General features: G+C 69.9%; 9 protein-coding genes. 5 read left to right on the top strand and 4 right to left on the bottom strand.

Annotated features, from left to right (window positions below; translation table 11 throughout):
- Positions 1-129 precede the first annotated feature (129 nt).
- Together ACFWYS_RS31700 and ACFWYS_RS31695 are read right to left on the bottom strand one after the other, a co-directional pair.
- Entirely contained in the window at positions 130-810 is a 681-nt protein-coding gene (locus ACFWYS_RS31700) for a response regulator transcription factor (RefSeq protein WP_015659563.1), read from the bottom strand.
- Positions 807-2,084, bottom strand: coding sequence for a sensor histidine kinase (locus tag ACFWYS_RS31695; RefSeq protein WP_384776191.1), 1,278 nt, complete (start codon positions 2,082-2,084; stop codon positions 807-809). Before ACFWYS_RS31695 ends, ACFWYS_RS31700 begins: the two co-directional genes overlap by 4 nt.
- A 310-nt stretch (positions 2,085-2,394) precedes the next feature.
- Here ACFWYS_RS31695 and phoU point away from each other — a divergent pair, with 310 nt between their 5' ends.
- The 4 genes from phoU to ACFWYS_RS31675 all read left to right on the top strand — a co-directional run bounded on the left by phoU (position 2,395) and on the right by ACFWYS_RS31675 (position 4,340).
- Positions 2,395-3,096: a phosphate signaling complex protein PhoU gene (phoU, locus tag ACFWYS_RS31690; RefSeq protein ID WP_384776189.1), complete on the top strand. Its 702-nt coding sequence runs from the start codon at positions 2,395-2,397 to the stop codon at positions 3,094-3,096.
- A 153-nt stretch (positions 3,097-3,249) separates the two neighbouring features.
- Entirely contained in the window at positions 3,250-3,414 is a 165-nt protein-coding gene (locus ACFWYS_RS31685) for a hypothetical protein (protein ID WP_384776187.1), read from the top strand.
- Positions 3,415-3,587: 173 nt separating this feature from the next.
- A complete protein-coding gene (locus tag ACFWYS_RS31680; RefSeq protein ID WP_272119592.1) occupies positions 3,588-3,836 on the top strand; it encodes an SCO4226 family nickel-binding protein in 249 nt (82 codons plus the stop codon).
- 162 nt (positions 3,837-3,998) lie between these two features.
- On the top strand, positions 3,999-4,340 hold the full coding sequence (locus tag ACFWYS_RS31675; RefSeq protein WP_384776185.1) for a carboxymuconolactone decarboxylase family protein: 342 nt from the start codon (positions 3,999-4,001) through the stop codon (positions 4,338-4,340).
- Positions 4,341-4,422: 82 nt separating this feature from the next.
- On the opposite strand, the gene ACFWYS_RS31670 is transcribed toward ACFWYS_RS31675, so the two are convergent.
- Positions 4,423-5,184, bottom strand: a complete 762-nt coding sequence (locus ACFWYS_RS31670) for a phosphoglyceromutase (RefSeq protein WP_062723775.1) — start codon at positions 5,182-5,184, stop codon at positions 4,423-4,425.
- A gap of 173 nt (positions 5,185-5,357) precedes the next feature.
- On the opposite strand from ACFWYS_RS31670, the gene ACFWYS_RS31665 reads away from it, so the two are divergent.
- The gene (locus tag ACFWYS_RS31665) at positions 5,358-6,614 is read left to right on the top strand and encodes an MDR family MFS transporter (protein ID WP_384776183.1); all 1,257 of its coding nucleotides are present in this window, start codon (positions 5,358-5,360) and stop codon (positions 6,612-6,614) included.
- Positions 6,615-6,630: 16 nt separating this feature from the next.
- Here the strand turns inward: ACFWYS_RS31665 and ACFWYS_RS31660 are convergent, their stop codons facing one another.
- Positions 6,631-7,101, bottom strand: a complete 471-nt coding sequence (locus ACFWYS_RS31660; RefSeq protein ID WP_384776181.1) for a DUF2000 family protein — start codon at positions 7,099-7,101, stop codon at positions 6,631-6,633.
- Between the last annotated feature and the right edge of the window lie 34 nt (positions 7,102-7,135).

Raw genomic sequence — 7,135 nt, 5'->3', positions numbered from 1 at the left:
TTGTGTGGGTCGTGTGTGTGTGTTTGTGTTTAATCAGCCCCCGGCCCTCCCGCCCCCCCCCCCGCGGCGCGGGGGGCGCCCCCCCGGCCGCCCCCCCCCCCCCCCCCTTCGGCGTACTGGCGCTGTTGTCTACGGCTCGAACTTGTAGCCGAGGCCACGCACCGTCACCAGGTAGCGCGGGGCGCCCGGGTCCGGCTCGATCTTGGCGCGCAGGCGCTTGACGTGGACGTCGAGGGTCTTGGTGTCACCGACGTAGTCGGCACCCCAGACGCGGTCGATGAGCTGCATACGGGTCAGGACCCGGCCGGCGTTGCGCAGGAGCATCTCCAGGAGGTCGAACTCCTTGAGGGGGAGGTCGACCTTGGAGCCGGAGACCGTGACCACGTGGCGGTCGACGTCCATGCGGACAGGACCGGCCTCCAGCGCGGCCGGGGTGACCTCCTCGGGCTCGCCGCGGCGGCGCAGGACGGCCCGGATACGGGCGACCAGCTCGCGTGAGGAGAACGGCTTGGTGACGTAGTCATCGGCTCCTATTTCCAGGCCGACCACCTTGTCGATCTCACTGTCCTTCGCGGTGACCATGATCACCGGAACGTTTGAGCGGCCACGCAGCTGACGGCAGACCTCGGTGCCCGGCAGGCCGGGCAGCATCAGGTCGAGGAGGACGAGGTCGGCGCCGTTGCGCTCGAACTCGTCGAGTCCGTCGGGCCCGGTGGTCGCGACGGCGACCTCGAAGCCCTCCTTGCGGAGCATGTACGACAGGGCGTCGGAGAAGGACTCCTCGTCCTCGACGACGAGCACTCGGGTCACGGGCGGACCTCCGGGGCGGAAAGCGTTTCGTACGCGGGTGAGTCGGGGGAATTGGGGGAATTCGATAGTGCGGGCTGCCCGGCCTCGTCGTCGAGATCGGGGTGCTGCTGAGCACGGTCGCGGGCCGCACCCGCCTCCGGCAGCCGCAGGGTGAACGTGGAGCCCTGTCCCTCGGAACTCCACACCGTGACCTCCCCGCTGTGCGAGGCGGCCACGTGCTTGACGATCGCGAGACCGAGGCCGGTGCCACCGGTGGCACGGGAACGGGCCGGGTCGACGCGGTAGAAGCGCTCGAAGATGCGCTCCTTGTCCTTGTCCGAGATGCCGATGCCCTGGTCGGTCACGGCGATCTCGATGAGGTCCCCGCCCGGAGCGCTGAGCCGGCGCGCGGCGATGCCGACGCGGGTGCGGGCGGGCGAGTAGTTGACGGCGTTCTCGACGAGGTTGCCGAGCGCCGCGGCGAGCTGGCCCCGGTTGCCCCAGATGCTGAGGTCCTCGGCGCCTCCGGCCGCCATGGTGATCTGCTTCGTGCCGGCGGCGTGCCGGCAGCGGTCGATCGCCTCGGCGACGAGCTCGTCCACGCGGACGGGCTCGGCGTCCTCCAGCGGGTCGTCGTTCTGCACCCGGGAGAGGTCGATGAGCTCCTGCACCAGGTTGGTCAGCCGGGTCGCCTCGATCTGCATGCGCCCGGCGAAGCGCTCCACGGCCTCCGGGTCGTCGGAGGCGTCCATGACGGCCTCGGACAGCAGGGAGAGGGCGCCGACCGGCGTCTTCAGCTCATGGCTCACATTGGCGACGAAGTCACGCCGCACCGCCTCTATCCGCCGGGCCTCGGTGAGGTCCTCGACCAGGAGAAGCACGAGTCGGGAGCCGAGGGGCGCGACACGAGCGGACACGGCGAGCGCCTCGCCGCGTCCGGTGCCACGCCTGGGCAGATCCAGCTCGACCTGCCTTATCTCGCCGTCACGTCTGGTGTCCCGGGCCATCTGGAGCATGGGCTCGACGGAGAGCTTGCCACCGCGCACCAGACCGAGGGCGTACGCCGCCGAGCTGGCCTTGACCACGGCGTCCCCCTCGTCGAGGACGACGGCGGAGGAGCGCAGCACCGAGAGGACCGTGTCCACGCCGGGGGGCAGGACAGGGTCGGTGTGCAGGGAGGTTCGGGTGGGTCGCTTCAGGTCGCGTTCGCTCCAGCGGAACGCCAGCATGGCGATGACGCCGGTAAGCACCCCGGCGATCGCTGCCGCTGCGGCGACCGCCGCGTTCACGTCCATGCGTCCAGGTTAGGCATGGGGTGGGTGCCGGCCACAGCCATCGAGGTGCGAGCTCGAACACTCGTCGCCCAGAGTTCACCTTGGAGCCAGTGTTGGTTCATTTGGGGTGGCGGAAACGGACGCGTACGGACCGGATCGTGGAAGCGTCGGGTTCGCCCTGGCGGTTTAGCGTGGAGATCACACTGGCGGTTTCACGACAGTCCGACTGGCGTTTTCGGGACAGTCTTACTGTCGGAGGTCATGACCGTAAGACTGTCCGCTCGACGGTTCGACGGAAACCCCTGAGGCAGACGTAAGAGAGGGACCCCTGATGCGGGACGCGTACCACGAGGAACTGGACTCGATCGGCGACAGCCTGGTGGAGATGGCCCGGATGGTCGGGTCGGCGATCGGACGCGCCACGACGGCGATCCTCGACGCCGACCTGAAGCTGGCCGAGAGTGTGATCGAGGCCGACCAGAAGGTCGATGATCTCCAGCACGACCTGGAGGCGCGGGCCATAGCGCTGCTCGCCCGCCAGCAGCCGGTGGCGACGGACCTCCGGATAGTCGTCACCTCGCTCCGTATGTCCGCCGACCTGGAGCGCTCGGGCGACCTCGCCCAGCACGTGGCGAAGCTCACCCGGCTGCGCTACCCCGAGCGCGCCATCCCGCAGGACCTGCACGCCACCATCCTGGAGATGGGCCAGCTCGCGCAGCGCCTGATGGCGAAGGCGGCCGAGGTGCTCGTCACCAAGGACGTCGACCTCGCGCTCCAACTGGAGCAGGACGACGACGCGATGGACCTCCTGCACCGCACGCTCTTCCAGCACCTCATGGACGAGCGTTGGAAGCACGGCATCGAGACGGCCGTCGACGTGACGCTGCTCGGCCGCTACTACGAGCGGTACGCCGACCACGCGGTGGCCGTGGCGAAGCGTGTGGTGTACCTGGTGACGGGTGAGCACGCGGATGAGCTGCAGGCCGACGTCCAGCCGGAGATCCAGCAGGTTTCGGGGGCGGAGGGGGCGTAAGCCCTCCGGGGGGCCTCGGGGACGGCTCGGGGGCGGCTCGTCACGCGGGCTTGCGGGGGTCTGTTCGGGGCGTGTGCAAGCCTCTGTGCGCCGTTGATGCGCCCAGCGGGGCGGGCATCCAATGGGCACAGGCTCCAGCCCTGAGGAGGCACCATGGCCGAATCCCCCAGCACGCCCGGCACGACACCCGACCCCACCCGGGAACGCGCGACCGAGCAGCCCGCCGACATCAGGAGCCTCCCGCTCTTCGGCGCCTGCGGCTGTGGCTCGGGCTGCGCGTGCGGGTGCCAGTCGGGGAATCCCTGCCAGTGCGGGTGAGGGTGTTCTGTTTCTCTGTACGACGCTGAAGGGCCCCGGTGCGATGGCGTACCGGGGCCCTTCGCGTGCCCGCGGCTCGGCGGCTCGGCGGGTCGGCGCTCGCCTCGCTCCCGGTGCCGTGCGGGAGGAGCATGGAAGGAGACCAGGACCAGGATCGTGAGGAGGTGCGGGCCATGGCTCAGTACATGGACGTACACCACAACATGAAGGGCATCACGGCCGACCAGCTCCGCGAGGCCCACAACGCGGACCTCGCCATAGAGAAGGACGAGCGCGTGCACTTCGAGCGGGCGTGGGCCGACCCCGAGTCGGGCGTCGTCTACTGCCTCTCCGAGGCGCCCTCGGCCGAAGCGGTCCAGCGCATCCATGAGCGCGCCGGGCACAAGGCGGACGAGATCCACGCGGTGCCGTTGTCGGTCTGACCGGCGGTGTTGGGGAGAACACGGAGATCGGCTGGGGGCGTTCGGCTCGACAGGCGGTCCGCGGAAGACGGGCTTACGGTCGAGCGGTAGGCGCCGAAGCGAGTGGTTGCCTCGCGTGCAGGCGTCGATTCCCTTCAGGACACGGACAGGAGACGACCTGCCATGGCCACAGCATCCGAAACCCCCGTACTGGACACCCTCGCCGCGATGACCGTCGACTCAGTCGAGCGGTGCGGGTTGACCCCGGAGACGTTCATGCTCACCCGCATCGCGGCCCTCGCCGCGTCGGACGCCCCGCCGATCTCCTACGTCGCCCACATCGACCCCGCCATCCAGGCCGGCATGACCGCCGAGCAGGTCCAGGACGTCCTCGTCGCCATCGCCCCCGTCGTGGGCACGGCCCGCGTCATGACGGCGGCCGGCAACATCGCCAAGGCCCTCGGCATCACCATCGCGGTCGCGGACGCCGAGGCCGAGATGCGGGGGCAGGGGTCGGGAACGTAGCGGCTCGACTTGGGCCCGGCACAACGGCAACAAGGCCCCTACCGGCGGAGAAACCGCAGGTAGGGGCCTTGAACAGTTCGGGTTACTTCTTCTTGCCCTGGTTCTTGACCGCCTCGATGGCCGCTGCGGCCGCCTCCGGGTCCAGGTACTTGCCGCCCGGGGTGACCGGGTTGAAGTCGGCGTCGAGCTCGTAGTAGAGGGGGATGCCCGTGGGGATGTTCAGGCCCGCGATGTCGGCGTCGGAGATGCCGTCGAGGTGCTTGACCAGGGCGCGCAGCGAGTTGCCGTGGGCCGCGACCAGGACCGTGCGGCCGGTCAGCAGGTCGGGGACAATGCCGTCGTACCAGTAGGGGAGCATGCGGACGACGACGTCCTTCAGGCACTCCGTGCGGGGGCGCAGCTCCGGCGGGATCGTCGCGTAGCGCGGGTCGTCCGACTGGGAGAACTCCGTGCCGTCCTCAAGCGGGGGCGGCGGGGTGTCGTAGGAACGGCGCCACAGCATGAACTGCTCCTCGCCGAACTCCGCGAGGGTCTGGGCCTTGTCCTTGCCCTGGAGGGCGCCGTAGTGCCGCTCGTTCAGGCGCCAGCTGCGGTGGACCGGGATCCAGTGGCGGTCGGCCGACTCCAGCGCCAGCTGGGCCGTGCGGATCGCCCGCTTCTGGAGGGACGTGTGGACCACGTCGGGCAGGAGGTCGGCGTCCTTCAGGAGCTCGCCACCGCGGACCGCCTCCTTCTCGCCCTTCTCGTTGAGGTTGACGTCCACCCAGCCGGTGAACAGGTTCTTCGCGTTCCACTCGCTCTCGCCGTGGCGGAGGAGGATCAGCTTGTACGGTGCGTCGGCCATGCCCCAGAGCGTAATCGACGTATTCCGCCCCCAGGAGGCCCGCCCAGCAGGCGGACAGTTGACGGGATCTGTTAATTGAGTGGCCTCCCCGAGCCGGGCCTATGTAAGTTGCGGATGCCGCCTCGGCTTCTTACATCCGCCGGCCCGTATCGGCCACACCCGTGGGGACCCCTATGTCACTCGCCGCCCTGAGGCGTGCCACCCGCGAGACCGTCTCCGGTCTTCCCCGCGAGTTCTGGTGGCTGTGGACCAGCACCCTGGTCAATCGGCTCGGTGCCTTCGTCGCCACCTTCATGGCCCTGTACCTCACCCTCGACCGCGGCTACTCCGCCTCCTACGCCGGTCTCGTCGCCGCGCTGCACGGCCTCGGCGGAGTCGTCTCGTCCATCGGGGGCGGCGTGATGACCGACCGGCTCGGGCGGCGGCCCACGCTGCTGATCGCGCAGGCCTCCACCGCCGCCTCGGTCGCGCTCCTCGGCTTCATGCACCACCCCGTCGCCATCGCCGCCGTCGCCTTCCTCGTCGGTGCCGCCTCCAACGCCTCCCGGCCCGCCGTGCAGGCGATGATGGCCGACATCGTCCGGCCCGAGGACCGGGTCCGCGCCTTCTCCCTCAACTACTGGGCGATCAACCTCGGGTTCGCCGTGTCCTCCATGGCCGCCGGGTTCATCGCCGAGGTCAGCTACCTCTCCGGGTTCCTGATCGAGGCCGGCATGACGGCCGTCTGCGCGGTCCTGGTGTTCGTCAAGCTGCCCGAGTCACGGCCCGAGCGCACCGCGACGGAGAAGGCCGCCGACGAGGTCGGGCTCGGCACCGTTCTGCGCGACGGGCGTTTCATGAGCGTCGTCGGACTGTCCTTCCTCGTCGCCCTCGTCTTCCAGCAGGGCTCGGTGGGGCTGCCGGTGGCGATGGGTGAGGAAGGGTTCTCGCCCGCCGACTACGGGCTCGCCATCGCCGTCAACGGCGTCCTGATCGTCGCCCTGCAGATCCCCGTCACCCGCTTCATCGAGCACCGGGACCCCAGACGCCTCCTCGTCCTCTCCTCCCTCCTCGCCGGATACGGCTTCGGGCTCACCGCCTTCGCCGGGTCGGTCGGCGTCTTCGCGCTCACGGTGTGCGTGTGGACGCTGGGCGAGATGCTCAACGCGCCCACCCAGACCGGCCTCGTCGTCCGCCTCTCCCCCGCCCACGGACGCGGCCGCTACCAGGGCATGTACACCCTGTCCTGGTCCGTCGCCGCCCTCGTCGCCCCCCTCATGTCCGGTTACGTCATCGACCACTACGGCGCCGAGTGGCTGTGGGGCCTGTGCGCGGTCGTCGGGACGGTCGCGGCCGTCGGATACGGCGCCCTGATGCACCGCCTGCCGGCCCGGCCACCGGCCGACAGCGCCGCCCCTGCCGACGCCAAGCCCGAGGTCAGCGCGGCCTGACCGGCCACTTCCTCCCTCACGGGTGCATCCGCGCCCCCTTCATCACCTTGTCCACCGCGTTCCTCGGCCCGTACACCGCCAGCCCCACCAGATCCAGCTCCGCCGTGCCCACGGCCCGCACCGCCGCCCGGTTGTCGCGGTCGTTGCCCGTCGTGAACAGGTCGGAGGTGAACACCGCGCGCGGGAGGGAACGGGACAGCACGCGCGCGTGGGCCGTCGTCAGGGTCTCCTTCGTGCCCTCGAAGACCAGGACCGGCTGGCGGAACATCGGCAGGTAGGGGACGCCGTCCGCGTCCTCGTAGGGGTCGCCGATCACTTCCGGCAGCTGCGTGCCCAGGCCGCTGACCAGGAACGCGGTGACGTTCAGCCGCTGCCAGGTCTCCAGGTCCTCGCGCAGCAGGACGGCGATCTTCGTGTCGAAACGGACGGGTTCAGCGGTCATGGGTTCGGCGGTCTTGGGATCAGCGGTCTTGGGATCAGTGGTCATGGGATGAGACTGACGGCCGTCGTACGGCACCGTC

The organism is Streptomyces sp. NPDC059010, from assembly GCF_042740355.1.
GTDB lineage: Bacteria > Actinomycetota > Actinomycetes > Streptomycetales > Streptomycetaceae > Streptomyces.
This window is presented reverse-complemented; position numbering and strand designations above follow the sequence as displayed.